We start from the raw sequence: 18,916 nt of genomic DNA, 5'->3' as shown, positions 1-18,916 counted from the left end.
GTGGTCAGAGCTGGCTGGTTACCCTCGATCCCATGGTCGCTAACGCGCAGGTCGGTTTCCGGCCCCGTGTCGTCATTTCCGCTGACCGGTTCAATGCGTTGCCGATCAGATAGGGCATCGTTGTTCCGCTGACCACATGGGAGCGCGGATCACCGCATTACATACGTGTCGTTGAGCTGGAGTAGGATGCAGCCACCGACGATTCCCGGATCATCGGTGGCGTCAGCGCGACGGCGGCCTGTCCGGTCGGTCTGCGTGGCGCCGGAGCAGTCCGCATCTGGTCCGCATGATGTTGCAACAATGTGGCGAACGCTGGAAGACGCTGGAAGCGTTTGCCCAGCTCAGAGCGGTTGAGTGGGGGAGTTGCGCAGGTCGCGATCGTAACCGTCACATTCTCCGGCGTACCGGCCGACTCATCCGTCGTACCTGCGCCGATGTCCGGATCATGTCGCTGACCTGGGCATCTGGCCTTTCGTGGCCTGTCGTGACCGTGCCGTCCTTCTCGCACGTCACGGTCCACAGACGGCCCGGGAAGCGGGACGAGCATGATCTATTAGGTCGATCATGCGTCCGCATGCGAGCGTGAACTGGTGGATCAGACCAGAACGCATCGGTTCACGAGGCTGAAGGATATGAATCTGATGCTGCGATAGAAGCATCAGATTCACATCGTTGAGAGCGGAGGCGGTCGGCCTGTTTCCGATGCTCAGGAACGGCCGGCGCGGGATGTCGGCCAACAGACGTGTGGTTCTGGCGGTGGGCTGGGCGACCCTGTCGCGTCGGGCACCGCTAGGATCACGCTTGGTGTTGTAGGGCGTATTGGGGGGGTTCGCAATGGTGACCGGTGGATGTCGTGGTCAGCGTGTGCCAGCTCCCACTCTCACATCATGATTGTCAACGAGGGGCGGGTGGCGGCGGCGCTGCCCGGCTATGAGCTGGGTGCCCAGCTGGGTGCGGGTGCGTTCGGGTTGGTGTTGGCGGGCCGGCACCGGGAGCTGCACCGCGATGTGGCGATCAAGATTCTGCCGGGCGGGCCGGACGGGACTGCGGAGAAGAGCCGCGCCGAGGCGCGGTTACTCGCAGCGTTGGACCATCCTCATATCGTCCGGGTGTATGACGCGGTCGCCGCAGACGATCTGCATCTGATCGTGATGGAATTGCTGGGCGGGGGGACGTTGACCCGCCGGCGGGCGGGTATGTCGGCGGAGGCGGCGTGTGCGGTCGGGCTAGCGGTGGCTGCGGCGTTGTCCTGTGCGCATGGCCGGGGGGTGCTGCACCGTGACATCAAACCGGACAACATTCTGTTCGACACCGCCGGTTTACTGAAGGTCACCGACTTCGGTATCGCGAAAATCGTGGAGGGGTCGGCGACTACCGCGAGCGCGGTTATCGGTACTCCGCGGTATATGGCCCCCGAGCAGATCCTGGGTGGCCGGTTGAGTCCGGCCACCGATCTGTACGCCCTGGGGGTGTTGCTGTATGAGTTGCTGAGCGGGACGCCGCCGTTTGATCCGGCGTTGCCGGCCCCGGCGCTCGTGCACCATCATCTCAATGTTCTTCCGCCCCCGCCGGTTGGGGTGCCTGCCCCGGTGGCGGATCTGGTGATGCGCACGTTGGCGAAGGATCCCGCGGCCCGCCCGCAGTCGGCCCACGCGTTCGCTCTGGATCTGGCTCGGGCTGCGGCTGTCGTCTACGGCTCGGGTTGGACGGTCCGGGCCGGGATCGGGCTGCGTCTCGAGGATGACATCCGCACCGCCGCCGAGACGCTGTCCACCCCCACCCAGCCGGCCCCGACTCAGGCGGCCCACGCCCCGTCTATCCCCACACCGCCGCCCGACAGCAGTGAATTACCCACCCGCAGGGCTGGTCGGCCGCCGTCGGGCAGGCCATCGGCTGGTCCGCCCATCCGGCAGGCCAGCGGTGTCCTGACCTGGCTGCGGCGCCGGCGCCTACCTGTCGCCGCCATCGCGGTGCTGCTTGCGGTCGCCGGTACCGTCCTAGCGGTCACCCTCGCCCATGGCGGGGATTCGTCGCAGCCCACAGCTGAGGTCCGCCCCGACCCTCGGCAGCTGGGTGCCCCGTTGACCGACCACACCGGTGGGGCGTTTTCGGTGGCGTTCGCTCCGGATGGGCACACTCTGGCCAGCGCCGGTAGGGGCGGCGCAGTGCGGCTGTGGGACGTGACCGACCGGACCGCGCCTCGCCCGCTGGGCGCTCCGTTGACCGGCCACACCGGCATAGTGCGGTCGGTGGCATTCGCTCCGGATGGGCACACCCTGGCCACCGCCGGCGATGACAAGACGGTGCGGCTGTGGGACGTGACCGACCGGACCGCGCCTCGCCCGCTGGGTATGTCCCTGACCGGCCACACTGACCCGGTGAACTCGGTGGCGTTCGCTCCTGGCGGGCGCATCGTGGCAACCGCCGCCGGCGATGTGTACAACACCGATCACACCGTGCGGCTGTGGGACCTCTCCGACCCGGCCGCGCCCCGCCCGCTGGGCTCGCCGCTGACCGGTCATACCAGCGAGGTCGAGTCGGTGGCGTTTTCGCCGGACGGCCATATCCTGGCGAGTGCCAGCTGGGACAAGACCGTGCGGTTGTGGAGCGTCTCCGATCCGGTCGCGCCCAGTCCGCTGGGCGGTCCACTGACGGGCGGTAACACCGGCGAGGTGAACTCGGTGGCGTTTTCGCCGGACGGCCGCACCCTGGCCAGCGCCAACGATGACAAGACGGTGCGGCTGTGGGACGTCGACCGGTTTACCACCCCCAGGTCCCTGGGCTCGCCTCTGACCGGCCACACCGCCAGGGTGCGGTCGGTGGCGTTCTCGCCGGACGGTCGCATTCTGGCCAGCGCCGGCGACGACGGCACGGTGCGGCTGTGGGACGTCTCCGACCGGACCAACCCCCGCCCGTTGGGCTCGCCGCTGACCGGCCATACTGACTGGGTGCGGTCGGTGGCGTTTTCGCCGGACGGGCGCACCCTGGCCAGCGCCGGCGACGACGGCACGGTGCGGCTGTGGAACATCGGCTGAACGGCCCCCGCCGGCCAGCCCCTCAAGCCAGCGCTCACACCGGCCGCGTCAAGAGCGCCCTTCGGGCGAGAGGGGTCCTGCGGACGGGCTTTGCCCTACCTGCGTCGGCAGGCTGCCCCGTACAGCCCGATCTTCACGGCGGTGCGGACGCTCGGCCGCATCGGTGGTCTCTCGGATTGCGTGGTCAGGGTTTCCTTGAAGGTATACTTCTTGGTATGCCGGCAACAACGATCAAGGTGGATAGTGCGGTACGGGACAGGCTCGCCCGGGTCGCACGGGCGCGGGGGGTCACCATGGGCGCCCTGCTGCAAGGCCTTTCCCTTGATCTCCAGGCGCAGCAGGAGTGGGCTGACATCGAGGCCGCCTACGAGCGTTTCCGGCGGGATGATCCGGCGTGTTGGGCCGAGTACCTCACGGAACTGTCGGAGTGGGGCGAGGTGTCCGCCGACCCCGGTAATACTTCTGATGAATGGCCGGAGTTCAACACGTGAGGGTTCAGCGTGGTCAGATCTGGCTGGTTACGCTCAATCCCACGGTCGCCAACGAGCAGGCCGGTTCCCGGCCCTGTGTCGTCATTTCCGCTGACCGGTTCAATGCGTTGCCGATCAGACAGGGCATCGTTGTTCCGCTGACCACCCGGGAGCGAGGGTTACCGCATCACGTACGCGTCGTTGACGACGGCGGTCTCAATCGGGCCAGCTGGGCGATGTGTGAGGCGGTACGGGCGGTGTCGACGCAACGGTTCGCCCGGCTCCTCGGTACCGCCGACGAACAAACCACGAGCGCCATAGCTCAGCAGATCATCAAGTGGCTGGGGGACGTTCACCCGACCTGATCAAAGTTGGTCTGGTTCTGTGCTCGCGTAGAACCGATTGCGTGACTGTTTTGCACCACGCCTGCTGTGGGGCTCGCAGTGTGGCGATCGCGAAGCGCCTCGGCGTCAGCCATCAGTAGGCGCACCGGCGCACCGGCGCACCGGCGCACCGGCGCACCGCGCTGACCCGGCGCACCCGGCCAGAGCGCCGGCCTCGGCGGAAAAACCCGGAGGCGCTGGGTGTGACCGCGTCGGTAGCATCAGAGCGACTTCTTCTCGTGCCGATGTCAGGAGCGTGTGGTGTCAGATCTCGCGATCGTCCTCGACCGTGCCCCGCAGCGGGCCGAGCGTGTCGTGGCGGCGGGCACCACGGCCACGCAGGTCCTGGGCGACGATCCGAAGATCGTCGCTGCCCGGGTGAACGGGGAGCTCAAGGACCTGGCGTATGTCCTGGTCGACGGGGACGTGGTCGCGCCGGTACCGGTCGACTCGGACGACGGCCGGGCGATCGTGCGTCACTCCTGCGCACATGTGCTGGCGCAGGCCGTGCAGGACCTGTTCCCCGACGCGAAGCTGGGGATCGGCCCGCCGATCAGGGACGGTTTCTACTACGACTTCGACGTTGCCGCACCCTTCCATCCTGATGATCTCAAGCGCCTTGAGAAGCGGATGCAGGAGATCATCAAAGCGGGCCAGCGATTCTCCCGCCGGGTGGTGTCCGACACCGATGCCCGCGCTGAGCTGGCCGGCGAGCCGTACAAGATCGAGTTGGTGGGCCTGAAGGGCGCGGCGGATGCCGACGCCGACGATCAGGGAGTGGCTGTCGAGGTCGGCGCAGGCGAGCTGACCATGTACGACAACCTCGACGCCAGGACCGGCGAACTGTGCTGGAAGGACCTGTGCCGGGGCCCGCATGTACCCACCACCCGCAACATCCCGGCGTTCACGCTCATGCGCTCGGCCGCGGCCTACTGGCGTGGCTCGGAACGTAACCCCCAGCTCCAGCGGATCTACGGAACCGCCTGGGAGTCACGCGATGCGCTCAAGGATTACCTGCACCGGCTGGCGGAGGCCGAACGGCGCGACCACCGCAAGCTCGGGACAGAACTCGACCTGTTCTCCTTCCCGGATGAGATCGGCTCGGGGCTCGCGGTCTTCCACCCAAAGGGCGGCGTCATCCGGCGGGTGATGGAGGATTACTCCCGGGCGCGGCACGAGGAGGCTGGCTACTCCTTCGTCAACACGCCGCACGTGACAAAGAAGCAGCTCTTCGAGGTTTCGGGCCACCTGGACTGGTACGCCGACGGCATGTACCCGCCCATGGAGCTGGACGAGGGGCAGACGTACTACCTGAAACCCATGAACTGCCCCATGCACAACCTCATCTACCGGTCCCGGGGACGTTCCTACCGTGAATTGCCGCTGCGGCTGTTCGAGTTCGGCACGGTCTACCGGTATGAGAAGTCGGGTGTGGTGCACGGGCTGACCCGGGCCCGTGGTTTCACCCAGGACGACGCGCACATCTACTGCGCCCTCGAGCAGATGCCCGGCGAGCTGGACAGCCTGCTCACCTTCGTCCTCGACCTCTTGCGTGACTATGGTCTGACCGACTTCTACCTGGAACTGTCCACCAAGGACCCCGACAAGTTCGTGGGTGGCGACGCCGAATGGGCCGAGGCGACCGAGACACTGCGCCAGGCCGCCACCAAGCAGGGGCTCGACCTCGTGCTGGACCCCGGTGGCGCCGCCTTCTACGGCCCGAAGATATCGGTGCAGGTACGGGACGCCATCGGTCGGACCTGGCAGATGTCGACGATCCAGGTCGACTTCCAGTTTCCCCAGCGTTTCGATCTCGAATACCAGTCCCCGGACGGTACCCGCAAGCGTCCGGTGATGATTCACCGCGCCTTGTTCGGCTCGATCGAGCGGTTCTTCGCGGTGCTGCTTGAGCACTATGCCGGGGCGTTCCCGCCCTGGCTGGCGCCGGTGCAGGTCGTCTGCATCCCGATCACCGATACCCATGTCGACTACCTGGACGTCATCGCGGCCGAGCTGCGCAGGCACCACATCCGGGTGGAGGTCGACAGCTCCGACGATCGGATGCAGAAGAAGATCCGTAATGCCCAGAAGCAGAAGGTTCCCTTCATGCTTCTCGCGGGCGACGACGACGTGGCCAAGGAGGCGGTCTCCTTCCGCTACCGCAACGGCGAGCAGAAGAACGGTATCCCGGTAGGGGAGGCGATCGCGGAAATCGTCCGGGCTGTCGAGCAGCGGATCCAGATCTAAAAGCGGATCAGATCTAAAAGCGGATCAGCCCGGAACGCGTCGGCTCACGGTGCCGAAAGATCCCGAAGGGTGCCGAAGGATGTGAATTCGATGCTGCTATGGAAGCATCAGATTCACATCCTTGAGAGCAGACCAGGTAGTAGACCGGAACCGACCTGCTCCGCGGCGCGAGTACGGGGTCAGCGACCGCGCAGGATCCACTGGTCGAAGTCGAGCGATTCGTTACCGATGGTGGTGTCATCGCCGTGGCCGGTGTGCACCACTGTCTCGGGCGGCAGTATCAGCAGCCGACTTCTGATCGAGTCCAGGATGGTCGGAAAGTCGGAGAACGACCGGCCGGTCGCCCCGGGGCCGCCACGGAACAGGGTGTCGCCGCTGAACAGCACCGGATCTCCGCCGATCACCCCGTACAGGCATATCCCGCCGGGGGAGTGCCCCGGGGTGTGCATGACATGCAGCCAACCGCCGCCCGCGATCGGGAGCCGCTGGCCGTCGGCGAGCTCGAGGTCGGGCGCGCGGTCGGGATAGACCGCCTGCCACAGCATCAGATCCGCCGGACACAGGGCGATCGGGGCCCGTACCCGGGCAGCCAGCTCAACCGCCGCGTTGATGTGGTCGTTGTGCCCGTGTGTCGCGACGATCACGGACACATGTCGTCCGTCGATCGCGGCGAGGATCACCGAAGGGTCGTGCGCGGCGTCGATGACCAGCACCTCGGTGTCGTCCCCGACCAGCCAGATGTTGTTGTCAACCGTGAAGCTCTGGCCGTCGATCAGGAACTCGCCACGGGTGATGATCCGATCGACTCGTACCCCGTCGTTTCTCGCCACGCGCTCTCCGTCCCCGTAGCTGAGCAGCTGACCACTGGGTAGCTGACTGTCCGTTGGGTAGCTGACTGTCCGTCGCGTTGACCGGGTTGACCGTCCAGCCGATCACAGGGTTGGATCGGCCCATTCTGGTACTGATCGTATATGTCGATCAGAGCGTAACGACACTGCGCAGTACGTCGCCGCGCTGCATGCGGGCGAAGGCAGCCTCGATGTCGCCGAGGCCTATGGTTTCGGTCACGAACCGGTCGAGGTCGAGTCGACCGGCCAGGTGGAGATCGATCAGGATGGGGAAGTCCCGGCTGGGCAGGCAGTCGCCGTACCAGGACGACTTCAGCGAGCCACCGCGACTGAACACCTCGATCATGGGTAACTCGAGAGTCATCGCCGGGTCGGGGACACCGACGAGTACGAGCCGCCCGGCGAGATCCCGGGAGAAGAACGCCTGCCGGTAGGTTTCCGGGCGGCCGACCGCCTCGATGACCACGTCGGCGCCGTTACCGTCAGTCAGTGCTCGGATCGCTTCCACCGGGTCGAGGCTGCGGGCGTCGACGGTGTGGGTGGCGCCGAATCCGCGCGCCCACTCCAGCTTGCGTGCGTCGACGTCCACCGCAATGATCTGCCGTGCGCCGGCGATGGCCGCGCCGGCGATCGCCGCGTCCCCGACGCCTCCGCAGCCGAAGACCGCGACGGTTTCCCCCCGGGTGACCTCGCCGGTGTTGACCGCCGCGCCGAAGCCGGCCATCACACCGCAGCCGATCAGCCCGGCAGCCGCCGGGCGGGCCGCCGAGTCGATCTTCACACACTGGCCGGCGGCCACCAGGGTCGCCCCGGCGAAGGCGCCGATGCCCAGCGCCGGTGACAGGGGCGTCCCGTCCACCAGCGTCATGGGTTGGGTGGCGTTGCGGGAGTCGAAGCAGTACCACGGGCGGCCCCGCAGGCAGGAACGGCAGGTGCCGCAGGGTGCCCGCCAGGCGATCACGACGTAGTCGCCGGCCGCGACCGAGGTGACCCCGTCGCCGACCGCTTCGACGACTCCCGCGGCCTCATGGCCGAGCAGGAAGGGGTAGCCGTCGTTGATGGCACCCTCGCGGTAGTGCAGGTCGGTGTGACAGACCCCGCATGCCTGGACGCGGACCCGCGCCTCGCCCGGCCCGGGGTCGGGAACGACGATCTCGGTCAGCACGACGGGGGCGCCCTTGGCCAGGGACACCACACCAGGAACCGTTACCGAACCCATTGCCGTGCTCCCGTCGTCATCGACCGTCAGGCGCTTTCAGTCAATCGCTGTGCGCGGCGCTCCGGCAGGTTTGCCACCAACCGAATCGGCCGGCGCTCGGGCTCGCCAAAAGCTGTGTGATCGTAGCCTCTCGTCTGCCCATCGTCTGACCCGGAGGTCCCCGGTAGCAGGGCTGTGGAGAGGTTCCGGGCCGGACCGGGCCGGCACCTCGGCCGGGACTTCGGGTGTTCGCCGCGCCGACGTGACCTACCCGGCTTCGTGCGTGACCTCCAGTATCGGTACGCTCCTGACGGTCCGCTTCTGCTCTCCGCGCACGGATCCGCAAGCGTCCCCGGTGGTCTGCGGGCGCGCCAGAGGATCGATGATCGCGCGTCCTCAGGTTGACCAGAAGGAGCAGGTCCCTTGACATGACCGCCGACGCCTCGCCGACGCAGACCCGGGTGCGCCCCCCTTACGGGCGGGTGACCGTCGGGGATCCAGCGCTGTCTGCTGATGGGCGACTCGACGGTGCCAACGTCGTGCACAGCTCGGGTGGGGCCGGCGAGATGGGCCCCACGGGACGTCCATTGCCGGCCTTTCCCGTGCCCCCTCCGTTGGCAACGCACGGGGCTGGCTGGATGGTCGCCATGTGTAACCAGAAGGGCGGCGTCGGCAAGACAACCAGCACGATCAATCTGGGCGCGGCGCTCGCCGAGTACGGCCGCCGCACCCTGTTGGTCGACTTCGACCCACAGGGTGCGCTCTCGGTCGGGCTCGGAATCAACCCGATGGTGCTGGAGCGCACCGTGCACGATCTCCTCGTGGGTGGCGAAGCCGAGATCGGCGAGGTGATAGTCCCCACCCAGGTTGACGGTCTGGACCTGCTTCCGAGCAACATCGACCTGTCGGCTGCCGAGATGCTGCTGGTCACCGAGGTCGGTCGTGAGCACACGCTCGCGCGTGCCCTGGCGTCGATCCGCTCCGAATACGATGTGATTCTCATCGACTGCCAGCCGTCCCTGGGTCTGCTGACCGTCAACGCCCTGACCGCGGCGGATGCGGTGATCGTGCCGTTGGAGTGCGAGTACTTCGCCCTACGCGGTGTCGCGCTGCTGCTGGACACCATCGACAAGGTGCGGGACCGGCTCAACCCACGCCTTGAGCTCGCCGGCATCCTCGCCACCATGTACGACGCCCGAACCCTGCATGCCCGCGAGGTGCTGGCGAGGGTCGTCGAGCGCTTTCCCGACGAGGTCTTTCACACCGTGATCAGCCGTACGGTTCGCTTTCCGGAAACCACGGTCGCCGGTGAGCCGATCACGACCTACGCGCCCACCTCGGTGGGGGCGGACGGATACCGGCGGCTGGCCCGCGAACTGATGGCCAGGCACGGCGCACCGCCGGTGATCCAGCGTTAGCGATACCCTGACACCACGTGGCCGAAGCTTGTTCGGGAATCGGATAAGGGACCTGTAGAGGCGTGCTGTTCCACCTGGCCGAACCCGCGGCGCTTTTGGGGATCGTTCTCGCGCTCCTCATCGGGATCTACGCTCATGACACGGCACAGGTCATCGTCGCGAGGCTGCTCCAGGACCGCGGCCCCCTGCGATCCGGGCGGCTCACGGCATCGGTGAAAGACCGGGTCAGCCCGTTCAGCGCGGTGGCCATGATCATTGCGGGCGTCGGCTGGACCGAGCCGATACCCATGAACGACGTATGGCGCAAGCGACGGTTCCACGTCGCGGTCGCGGTGCTGGCCGGACCGCTGGCCTACCTGGTGCTCGCCTTTGTTGCGATCATCGGTTTCAAGTTCGTCTCCCAACCGCTCATCGTCGTTGAGGGCACCCGAATCGTGGAACTCGCCGGGGCGGGTGGCTTCTCCGCGAAACTGGTGCTGTGGCTGGCCGTCACCTTCGCGTCACTGTTCATTGTGAGCCTTATCCCCATCCCGCCCGCCGACGGCGGGCGGGTGCTGTTCGGACTGGGCCCGCAGTCACCGAGCTGGCGCAAGGCCGAGTACCAGCTCCGCGAGAACAACGTGGGCATCGTCATCCTGCTGGTGGCCATTCTGCTGCCGAAGCTGTTTCTCGGGTTTCCCTCGGTCGTGGACCAGCTGGTGCTCCCGTTGCTCGGCGGTCTGGCGGACATCATCAACCTCCACATTCGTTGACGGGTGGACGCGCCGCGCGTTGCCCGGCCCCGGCCCGCTGCGGTGGCTGGTTCGGGGTGGCTGGCCGCGGTCGCGGTAGCGTCGGGACATGGCGCGGACAGGGCTGTCTCCCAACCGGCGGGTGAACGCGGCGGTCGGGGCCGCGCAGCCCGCGTCGCCGGCTGAGTCCACTGCCTCTACTGCCGGCAGCGCCCCCACCGGCCGGGGCAGTGCCGGCAGCGCCTTTGTTGTCGAGCTCGCGAACTTCAGCGGCCCGTTCGATCTGCTGCTCTCGTTGATCGCCAAACACAAGATGGACGTGACCGAGGTCGCGCTCTCTCAGGTCACCGACGAGTTCGTGGCTCACATCCGCCGCCTCGGTGCGGGCTTTGACCTCGGGCAGGCCACCGAGTTCCTGGTGATCGCAGCAACCCTTCTCGACCTCAAGGCGGCCCGGCTGCTACCCGGGGCGATCTCCGAGGACGAAGCTGAGAGCCTCGCCCTCCTCGAGGCCAGAGACCTGCTGTTCGCCCGTCTGCTGCAGTACAAGGCATACAAGGAGGCCTCGGCCCTGTTCGTCGGGCTGATGGCGCTGGAGGCCCGGTACCTGCCCCGGGCTGTTGCGCTGGAGCCGCGTTACGCGCGCGCTTTGCCAGAGGTGCAGATCGGTATCGGCCCGGCCGAGCTCGCCCGGCTCGCGGCCAGGTTGCGGGAACCTCCGTTGCCTCCGCAGGTCGCCACCGATCACGTCCACCTGCCGCGGATCAACATCCGCGAGCATATGCTCGCTGTGATCGAGAAGTTGCGAGAGGTGGGTAGCGCATCCTTCGGGATGCTCTGTACCGGCTGTCGACAGACGATCGAGGTGGTCGCGCGTTTCCTCGCCCTGCTCGAGCTCTTCAGAGAGGGGCGGATCGCGTTTGAACAGGAGGTTCCTCTGGGGGAACTGATCGTCCGCTGGGTGGCCGACACGGCCGAGCACAGTGCGGCCGACGTGAACGTGGCCGACGTGAACGTGGCCGACGTGGATCCAGCTGACGGGGATCCGGCTGACATGAACGTCGGACGGGGCAGAAAGCGAGGACCACGACCACAATGACAGCGGACGCCCACCCGGCTCCCGAGGAGACCTCAGCCGTTGGGCCCCCGGTGCCTGGGGAGTCACCCGGGGACGGGGCGCCCGGAGATGAGGTGGTGGCGCGCCCGGCGCTACCCGCGCTCGTCGAGGCGATCCTGATGGTCGCGGAAAATCCGGTTCCGGTTACGGAGATCGCTGTGAGCCTCGAGGTCCCCGCAGCGGACGTCGAGCGTGTCATCATCGGGCTGGCCCGCGACTACATCGCGCAGGGCCGGGGCTTCAGCCTCCGTGACATCGGTGGTGGCTGGCGTTTCTACACCAGCGACGAGTGCGCCCCCTGGGTCGAGCGGTTCGTGCTCGCCGGGCAGAATCCGAAACTGTCCCAGGCTGCGCTGGAGACGCTGGCGGTTGTCGCCTACCAGCAGCCGGTCAGTCGTGGGCGGATCTCCGCGGTGCGGGGCGTGTCCGCCGACGGCGTGATCCGTACCCTGACCACCCGGCGTCTCGTCGAGGAGGCCGGTACCGATCCGGAGACCGGCGCGACGCTGTACCGGACAACTGACTACTTTCTGGAACGGATGGGTCTGCGCAATCTTGACGAACTGCCGCCGCTCGCCCCGCTGCTGCCTGACATCGCCGATGTGGATGACATTGTCGGCCCGTGACATTCTGGCCTCATGACATTCTGGGTTCATGACAACCGGTGACGCGAATGCCGAAGGCATCCGGCTGCAGAAGGTGCTTGCGGCGGCGGGGCTCGGGTCCAGGCGGCACAGCGAGGAGCTGATCGCCGCGGGTCGCGTGCGGGTGGACGGCCGGGTCGTGGAGGCCCAGGGTCTGCGGGTCGATCCGCAGACCGCGGTCATCGAGGTCGACGGTCAACGGGTCGTCACCAAGGCCGGCCTGGTGCACCTCGCGTTGAACAAGCCGGTCGGGGTGCTCTCGGCGATGGCGGATGACCGGGGGCGGCCGACCGTCGCGGACCTCGTGGCGGACCACGGCCCCGGCCTGTTCCACGTCGGCCGGCTCGACGCCGACAGCGAGGGCCTGCTGCTGGTCACCAACGACGGGGACCTGGCACATCGGCTGGCGCACCCGTCGTTCGGTGTCGCCAAGACCTACCTGGTGGAGGTGAGCGGACCGGTCAGTCGGGACGTGCCGCGGCGGTTGCGGGCGGGGGTCACCCTCACCGACGGGATGGTGACCGTGGACTCCGTGCGGATCGTGAGCTCGTCCGGCGCACGGGTCATGATTGAGATCACGTTGCACGAGGGCCGTAAACACGTGGTGCGCCGGCTGATGGACGCAGTGGGCCACCCGGTCGGCCGGCTCGTGCGGACCCGAATCGGCCCGGTCCATCTCGGTTCACTGCGGGTGGGCCGCACCCGGCACCTTTCGTCGGCTGAAGTCGGCGCGCTCTACCATGACGTCGCGCTGTGACTGGCACATCCGGATTGCCACCACCTGGGCCACCGCCGGGTCGGGTCGGCGTGGTGGGGTCCGGCCTGATCGGCACCAGCATCGGGTTGGCACTGAGCGTCCATGGGATCGAGGTTCTGCTGGCCGACGTTGATTCCGAGCAGGTCAAGGTTGCCGAGGCCATGGGTGCCGGCCAGCCATGGCATGGCGAGCCCGTGGAGCATGCGGTCATCGCCGTGCCTCCGCACGCTGTCGCCGGTGAACTACGGCGGGTGCAGCGGGCGGGGCTCGCCGAGACGGTGAGCGATGTCGCGAGTGTGAAGGCTCGGCCGATCGTCGAGGCGGTGCAGGCCGGGTGCGATCTGTCGATGTGGTGTCCAGCACACCCGATCGCCGGGCGTGAGCGCGGCGGTGCCGCCTCGGCCCGCGCCGACCTGTTCGCCGAACGAGCCTGGGTCGTCTGTCCGGTGCCGCACACCTCACCGGCCGCGTTGGCGGCCACGGTGGCGATTGCGCGGACGTGTGGCGCCATACCGGTGCGTACGACGCCTGATCGCCATGACACGGCGATGGCCGTCCTGTCCCATCTGCCGCAGGTGGTCGCGAGCCTGTTGGCTGGCGCCACCCCCGAGCTCGGTCCGGGCGAGTTGGCCCTGGTGGGCCAGGGGTTCCGGGACGCCACCCGCCTGGCCGACAGCGACCCCGGCCTGTGGTCGTCGATTCTGGAGGGTAACCGTGGGCCGGTCGCCCGGCGGGCCCGGTTGCTCGGCGAGGAGCTGTCCAGGCTGGCGGACCTGCTCGACCGGGCCGGCGAACAGGAGGTGGTCGAGGCTGTTCGCGGACTCGTGGCAGGTGGCAACGCCGGCCGGGCGCTGCTGCCGCTCAAGGCAGGTGCGGCGACGCAGCCCTGGGCCTGGGCCTGGGTGGGCGTGGTGCTTGCGGACAGACCCGGCCAGTTGGGCGAGCTGTTCGCCACGATCGGCGCCTGGGAGATCAACATCGAGGATGTCGCTGCCTTTGAGCACAACCTGGACGCCCCGGCCGGCATTGTGGAGATCGCTGTTTCACCCGACATCGTCGGCACCCTGCTCGACCGGCTCGCCACCGCCGGCTGGACCGCCTATCGCAGGTCGTGAACGCCACCCGTCGTGGGTGGGCGGCCCCGAGTAGCCTGATCCGGGTTGACCACATCGGCGTTGATCCGGGTGACCACCCGGGTCGGGTCGGGTCGGTTTCACCGTATCGGCTGCTCATGGTTTTCCGGTGCAAACTGGTTACCGTGTGTACGCGGATTCCATCTGTACACGGGTTCGGTGTATGCACGGGTTCATAGGTAATTGTCGCGTCTGGACGGAGGAAGCGGTGGAGCAGGACCGCGGTTCCCGTGAGTCGGTGGGCGCAACGGCCACCGACGATCAGGAGGTGTCCACGGGCGGCGAAGGCCGCTCCGCCGGGCACGGTCAGGTATTGACGTCCGAGGGATTGGTCGTAGCCGTCGACGGACCGGGAGGCTCCGGCAAGAGCACCGTTGCCAGGGAGATAGCCCGACGACTCGGTCTGCGTTATCTCGACACCGGCGCGATGTACCGGGCGGTGACACAGGTCGCGTTGGAGAGTCGGATCGACCTTGAAGATCACGATGCCGTGGCGGAACTGGCCGAACGCGTGGTGCTGACGGTTGGCACCAGTCCGGATAATCCGACGATCGCGGTGAACGGCGAAGCCGTGGGGGACAAGATTCGGACCAGGGCGGTGACGAACGCGGTGAGTGCGGTCGCCGCGGTACCGGCGGTCCGGCGGCTTCTCGTCGCCCGCCAGCAGCAGATCATCGCAGCAGCATCCCCGACCGGCATCGTGGTGGAAGGCCGTGACATCGGTTCGGTGGTTGCTCCACAGGCTCCGGTCAAGGTGTTCCTGACGGCTTCGACCGAGGTCCGGGCGTTGCGGCGGTCGCACCAGCTCGGGGAGAAGGGCATGGATGACGTGGCCCGCACCCTCGCCGAGCTCGATCGCAGGGACGTGCTGGACTCGACCCGCGCCGCGGACCCGCTGGCCGTCCCCGACGACGCGATCGTGCTCGACTCGACCAGTCTGTCCGTCGAGGCTGTTGTGGACGAGGTCCTGCTGCACTGCGAACGGGTAACGGCCGACGCGTCATGACCACCGGAAGCCCCGACGCCACGGAAGCCGGCGCCGGGCAGTCGCCGGTGCCCGTGCCGCCGCGTGGGGCGGCGTCCCGGCCCTACCGCGACGTCGTGCACAGGGTGCTCAAGCCACCGTTGCGTCTCGTCGTTAACCGGGCCATCATGCAGGTGACCCTCCAGGGGCTTGAACACGTGCCGGCGACCGGTCCGCTGATCTTCGCGGGAAACCACAGCAGCCTCTTGGACGGCCCCCTGGTCGTGATCGAGTCACCGCGCACAGTCCGCTGCCTGGTGAAGTCCGAAATGTACCGAGGTTTTCTCGGGCCGTTGCTGCGCATTGCCGGCCAGATCCCGGTCGACCGTGGCCGGCCCGATCGGGCCGCGTTACACACTGCACTCGACGAGTTGGGGCGCGGCGGAACCATCGGGGTGTTTCCCGAAGGTACCCGGGGATCCGGCGAGGTGCAGACGGTACAGCATGGTATCGCCTATCTCGCTGTCCACGGACGGTGCCTGGTGCTACCGGTCGCGTGTATCGACACCGGCCTGGCCCTGCCCAGGGGCGCTCGCTGGCCGAGGCGTTCCGTGCCGGCGCGGGTCGTGTTCGGGCGTCCGTTCGACGTGGAGGTCCCGGCGAACCCGCGGTCGCGTCGGGCGTTGGCGGCGGTGGCGGAGGACATCCGGTTACGGATCGCCGACCACCTGGTGGCGGCCCGGCTGCCTCCCGGATCGTGACGCGGTCGGCACGATCATGAGCAGACGCGACTGTGAACAGCAAGGAACAGCAAGGAACGTCTATAAACGGCAATGAACGGAAATGACGAACAGAGACGAGGACGTTGTGGGTGTGGCTTCGCAGGCACCGCAGGACGAGGCTGGGTACCCGCCCGGCGCCACCGAGAGGCAGCCGGTGCTCGCGATTGTCGGACGCCCCAACGTCGGCAAGTCGACGTTGGTGAACCGGATCCTGGGCCGTCGGGCCGCGGTGGTCGAGGACGTCCCGGGCGTGACCCGCGACCGGGTCGCATACGACGCAACCTGGAACGGGCGGCGTTTCGTCGTCGTCGACACCGGCGGCTGGGAGCCTGACGCGCGTGGGCTCGCCGCCCGGGTCGCCGAGCAGGCACGTGCGGCGCTGGACACGGCCGACGCGGTGCTGTTCGTGGTCGACACCACGGTCGGTGCGACCGACGCGGATGAAGCCGTCGCGCGCGTACTGCAGCGGTCGGGACTGCCCGTCGTTCTCGCCGCGAACAAGGTCGATGACGCTCGGGCGGAGGCGGACGCAGCCGCGCTGTGGAGCCTCGGGCTCGGTGAGCCGCATCCGGTCTCCTCGCTGCACGGCCGTGGCAGCGGAGACCTGCTCGACGCGGTGCTCGCGGCCCTCCCGGAGGCGCCGCGCGAGCGTTTCGAGGAGGTGGACGGTCCGCGGCGGGTAGCCCTGTTGGGCCGGCCGAACGTGGGGAAGTCCAGCCTGCTCAACCGGCTCGCCGGGACGGAGCGCTCGCTCGTGGACGAGGTCGCCGGTACCACCCGTGACCCGGTCGACGAGCTGGTGACCGTCGGGGGCGAGGTGTGGAAGTTCGTGGACACCGCAGGCCTGCGGCGTCGGGTCCGGGAGGCCGCCGGAGCGGAGTACTACTCCTCGCTACGTACCGCGGCCGCGCTGGAGGCCGCCGAGGTCGCGATCGTCCTGCTCGACGCCGGCGAGCCACTCACCGAACAGGACCAACGGGTGATCACCATGGTGGTCGAGGCCGGGCGGGCTCTGGTACTGGCGTTCAACAAGTGGGACCTGCTCGACGAAGACCGCCGTCTCACTCTGGAACGCGAGATCACCCGAGATCTCGGCCGGGTCGCCTGGGCACCGAGGGTGAACGTGTCGGCAATGACCGGCCGCGCGGTCGATCGGCTCGCACCAGCCCTGCGATCCTCGCTGGATTCGTGGGGGATGCGGATCTCCACCGGCCGGCTCAACACCTGGCTCGGCGAGGTCGTGGCGGCCACCCCGCCGCCGTCCCGTGGCGGGCGGCTGCCCCGGGTACTGTTCGCGACGCAGGCCGGTGTGCGGCCACCCCGGTTCGTCATCTTCTCGACGGGGTTCCTGGAGCCGGCCTACCGTCGCTTCCTGGAGCGGAGGCTGCGCGAGGACTTCGGCTTTGCCGGAACACCGATCGAGATGTCCATCCGGGTTCGCGAACGGGGCGAGAAACGTCAGTGACGGGCGGTCACCTGCGTTTCGCAGCCCAGACATCGCCCCATCGCCCGCTGTCCGCTGTCCGGGGCAATATCATGGCCGGCGGTCCGTCCGGCGCCGATCTCACCGGTGCCGGCCTGGGGGCCATCAACCGACCCTGGTCTGCCCCCCGGGACCCGGAGGCCGTCATGGACCGCCGCGTACACGTATTCGCTGTCCGGATGCAGCTGCTGGAACCGGGCACTGTGAACATAGACGCTCTGCCCGGACTGCGCGTCGGTGTAGGCGTCGGTGAGCGCAGCCACCTTCGTCCCGATGCCGTCGTTCAGTGTGCCGAGCAGCACCCGTGGCCTTTGCACCGGCACCAGAGTCTGCCACGACACCACCATTTCCCGGGATGCGTCCGCGCCGAACTGGAGGTGCAGACCCGTCACGGGTGGCATGCCCAGGGTGCCCGGCTGTACCCAGAGTGTTGGCGACATGCCGGTCGTCGCGGCGGCGGCGGGGGCTACGGTGCCGAGGAACGGATCCGCCCCGGCAACGGTTAGTCCGGCGCCGACTGCGCCCAGCCATCCTCGCCGGCTGAGGGCGGCTCTCCCTGCGTCCGCGTCATCGCCCGGTGCTGTCGGGAGCGGGTTCTCGTCCTGCGGGTTCGTGAAATTGGTCACCTGGGAAATGGTGGCGGCGTGCGGGCATCGGCGGCAGCAGTCGGCCGGGAACCTTGCACCAACAGGCGGTCTCCACAAAACGACATCCCGCGGGCGGCGGACAACTATTGCATGCGCAACTACATCGCGGCGGGGGAGCCGCCGAGTCGACATCTGACCGGAGGTAGGTCCCCAGATGGTCCCCAGATGCAGGGGGCTGGAGTCTCCGACTGTCGCTGGCGCACCGTGTCGCTGGCGCCAAAAAGGGCTGCTGACCAGGTTTTATACCCCGTCGGCAGCCCTTGTCGTGTTGGTCGGGACGACAGGATTTGAACCTGCGACCCCCAGACCCCCAGTCTGGTGCGCTACCAAGCTGCGCCACGTCCCGTGCGGGGCCTACGTTACCCCATCGCTGAAGCGGGCTGGGCTTCGGGCGACCCGGTGACAGCGCTCATCGCGTCGCCCGAAGCGTCAACAAACCTGAGCATGAGCCCAGGATCGTACCTGGTGTCCGGTCGGTCGGTGGTTCGGGTGGACGCGGGGAATTTCGGCGGCGGCGTCCACCCGAACCGGTGTCTCCTGGGGCCGCCGGGCACACGACGAGAGCTGTGGTCGTGCGCTCTGCGGCCTGTCTGGGGTCTGGATGCGCCCGGTGAGGGCTGGGCGCATCCAGACCCGTTGATCACTGTGTCGCGCGGCTCCTGCGGCGAGCGCTGAGGCCCGCGCCGAGCATCGCGGCACCGAGTCCGGCACCGGCGACCGGGGTGATCGGGAAGGACGGCGCGGTGCCACCGCCACCGGCGTTCACACCACCTGACGGAGCACTGAAGGAGGTGTCGTTCTTCTTGCTGTCCGTTCCGGACGTGTCGTTCTTCTTGCTGTCCGTTCCGGACGTGTCGTTCTTCTTGCTGTCTGCCCAGGACTTGTCGTCCGTTTTGCCTTCCCACTTGTTGCCTTGGCCGCCGTAGGACGGCGTGGCGCCGGCAGCCCTCGTTGGGGCTGAGGTGGGTCCGCCAACGCCGCCAACGCCGCCAGGGCCGCCAACGCCGCCGGGGCCGGCGGTCGCGGTTGGGCCGCCAACGCCGCCAGGGCCGCCAACGC

At 68.0% G+C, this 18,916-nt stretch carries 16 protein-coding genes, 1 tRNA gene and 1 pseudogene; 13 read left to right on the top strand and 5 right to left on the bottom strand.

Translation table 11 applies throughout. The features are described 5' to 3' along the window. The first annotated feature begins 887 nt into the window (after window positions 1-887). The 4 genes from U9983_RS01520 to thrS all read left to right on the top strand — a co-directional run bounded on the left by U9983_RS01520 (window position 888) and on the right by thrS (window position 6,135). Entirely contained in the window at window positions 888-3,035 is a 2,148-nt protein-coding gene (locus U9983_RS01520; RefSeq protein WP_322752301.1) for a serine/threonine-protein kinase, read from the top strand. A 215-nt stretch (window positions 3,036-3,250) separates the two neighbouring features. Beyond that, window positions 3,251-3,526 (top strand): hypothetical protein, encoded by a 276-nt coding sequence (locus tag U9983_RS01515; protein WP_322752300.1) that lies wholly within the window; start codon window positions 3,251-3,253, stop codon window positions 3,524-3,526. Beyond that, window positions 3,523-3,870, top strand: a complete 348-nt coding sequence (locus tag U9983_RS01510; protein WP_322752299.1) for a type II toxin-antitoxin system PemK/MazF family toxin — start codon at window positions 3,523-3,525, stop codon at window positions 3,868-3,870. Before U9983_RS01515 ends, U9983_RS01510 begins: the two co-directional genes overlap by 4 nt. 279 nt (window positions 3,871-4,149) lie before the next feature. Next, window positions 4,150-6,135: a threonine--tRNA ligase gene (thrS, locus tag U9983_RS01505; protein WP_322747475.1), complete on the top strand. Its 1,986-nt coding sequence runs from the start codon at window positions 4,150-4,152 to the stop codon at window positions 6,133-6,135. Window positions 6,136-6,314: 179 nt separating this feature from the next. Here thrS and U9983_RS01500 read toward each other — a convergent pair whose 3' ends face one another. Beyond that, window positions 6,315-6,965 carry an MBL fold metallo-hydrolase gene (locus tag U9983_RS01500; protein WP_322752298.1) on the bottom strand — a complete coding sequence of 217 codons (651 nt, stop codon included), beginning with the start codon at window positions 6,963-6,965 and terminating at the stop codon, window positions 6,315-6,317. Between the two features lie 148 nt (window positions 6,966-7,113). Beyond that, window positions 7,114-8,202, bottom strand: coding sequence for an S-(hydroxymethyl)mycothiol dehydrogenase (locus U9983_RS01495; protein WP_322752297.1), 1,089 nt, complete (start codon window positions 8,200-8,202; stop codon window positions 7,114-7,116). Between the two features lie 407 nt (window positions 8,203-8,609). Here U9983_RS01495 and U9983_RS01490 point away from each other — a divergent pair, with 407 nt between their 5' ends. The 9 genes from U9983_RS01490 (at window position 8,610) to der (ending at window position 17,192) form a co-directional block, all read left to right on the top strand. Continuing rightward, the gene (locus U9983_RS01490) at window positions 8,610-9,599 is read left to right on the top strand and encodes an AAA family ATPase (protein WP_322752296.1); all 990 of its coding nucleotides are present in this window, start codon (window positions 8,610-8,612) and stop codon (window positions 9,597-9,599) included. 62 nt (window positions 9,600-9,661) lie between these two features. After that, on the top strand, window positions 9,662-10,351 hold the full coding sequence (locus U9983_RS01485; protein WP_322752295.1) for a Zn-dependent membrane protease: 690 nt from the start codon (window positions 9,662-9,664) through the stop codon (window positions 10,349-10,351). A gap of 88 nt (window positions 10,352-10,439) precedes the next feature. Further along, window positions 10,440-11,429, top strand: coding sequence for a ScpA family protein (locus U9983_RS01480; protein WP_322752294.1), 990 nt, complete (start codon window positions 10,440-10,442; stop codon window positions 11,427-11,429). Continuing rightward, a complete protein-coding gene (scpB, locus tag U9983_RS01475) occupies window positions 11,426-12,073 on the top strand; it encodes an SMC-Scp complex subunit ScpB (protein WP_322752293.1) in 648 nt (215 codons plus the stop codon). Before U9983_RS01480 ends, scpB begins: the two co-directional genes overlap by 4 nt. Window positions 12,074-12,101: 28 nt before the next feature. Beyond that, on the top strand, window positions 12,102-12,848 hold the full coding sequence (locus U9983_RS01470; protein WP_322752292.1) for a pseudouridine synthase: 747 nt from the start codon (window positions 12,102-12,104) through the stop codon (window positions 12,846-12,848). Then, entirely contained in the window at window positions 12,845-13,963 is a 1,119-nt protein-coding gene (locus U9983_RS01465) for a prephenate dehydrogenase (protein ID WP_322752291.1), read from the top strand. Before U9983_RS01470 ends, U9983_RS01465 begins: the two co-directional genes overlap by 4 nt. Before the next feature lie 226 nt (window positions 13,964-14,189). Next, window positions 14,190-14,987, top strand: a complete 798-nt coding sequence (cmk, locus tag U9983_RS01460; protein ID WP_322752290.1) for a (d)CMP kinase — start codon at window positions 14,190-14,192, stop codon at window positions 14,985-14,987. Then, window positions 14,984-15,706 carry a lysophospholipid acyltransferase family protein gene (locus U9983_RS01455; RefSeq protein WP_322752289.1) on the top strand — a complete coding sequence of 241 codons (723 nt, stop codon included), beginning with the start codon at window positions 14,984-14,986 and terminating at the stop codon, window positions 15,704-15,706. Before cmk ends, U9983_RS01455 begins: the two co-directional genes overlap by 4 nt. A gap of 82 nt (window positions 15,707-15,788) precedes the next feature. Continuing rightward, window positions 15,789-17,192, top strand: a complete 1,404-nt coding sequence (gene der / locus U9983_RS01450; protein ID WP_322752288.1) for a ribosome biogenesis GTPase Der — start codon at window positions 15,789-15,791, stop codon at window positions 17,190-17,192. On the opposite strand, the gene U9983_RS01445 is transcribed toward der, so the two are convergent. The 3 genes and pseudogenes from U9983_RS01445 to U9983_RS01435 all read right to left on the bottom strand — a co-directional run. Next, window positions 17,186-17,836: a fibronectin type III domain-containing protein gene (locus U9983_RS01445; RefSeq protein ID WP_322752287.1), complete on the bottom strand. Its 651-nt coding sequence runs from the start codon at window positions 17,834-17,836 to the stop codon at window positions 17,186-17,188. The genes der and U9983_RS01445 overlap by 7 nt on opposite strands. A gap of 290 nt (window positions 17,837-18,126) precedes the next feature. Next, a tRNA-Pro gene (locus tag U9983_RS01440) sits at window positions 18,127-18,203 on the bottom strand. 294 nt (window positions 18,204-18,497) lie between these two features. Further along, window positions 18,498-18,916: pseudogene (locus U9983_RS01435) on the bottom strand (hypothetical protein); the annotation flags it as partial.

The organism is Protofrankia sp. Cas3 (assembly GCF_963555955.1).
In the GTDB taxonomy this organism is placed as follows: Bacteria; Actinomycetota; Actinomycetes; order Frankiales; family Frankiaceae; genus Protofrankia.
The sequence above is the reverse complement of the archived record's forward strand: the minus strand, read 5'-3'. Positions and strand labels throughout refer to the sequence as shown.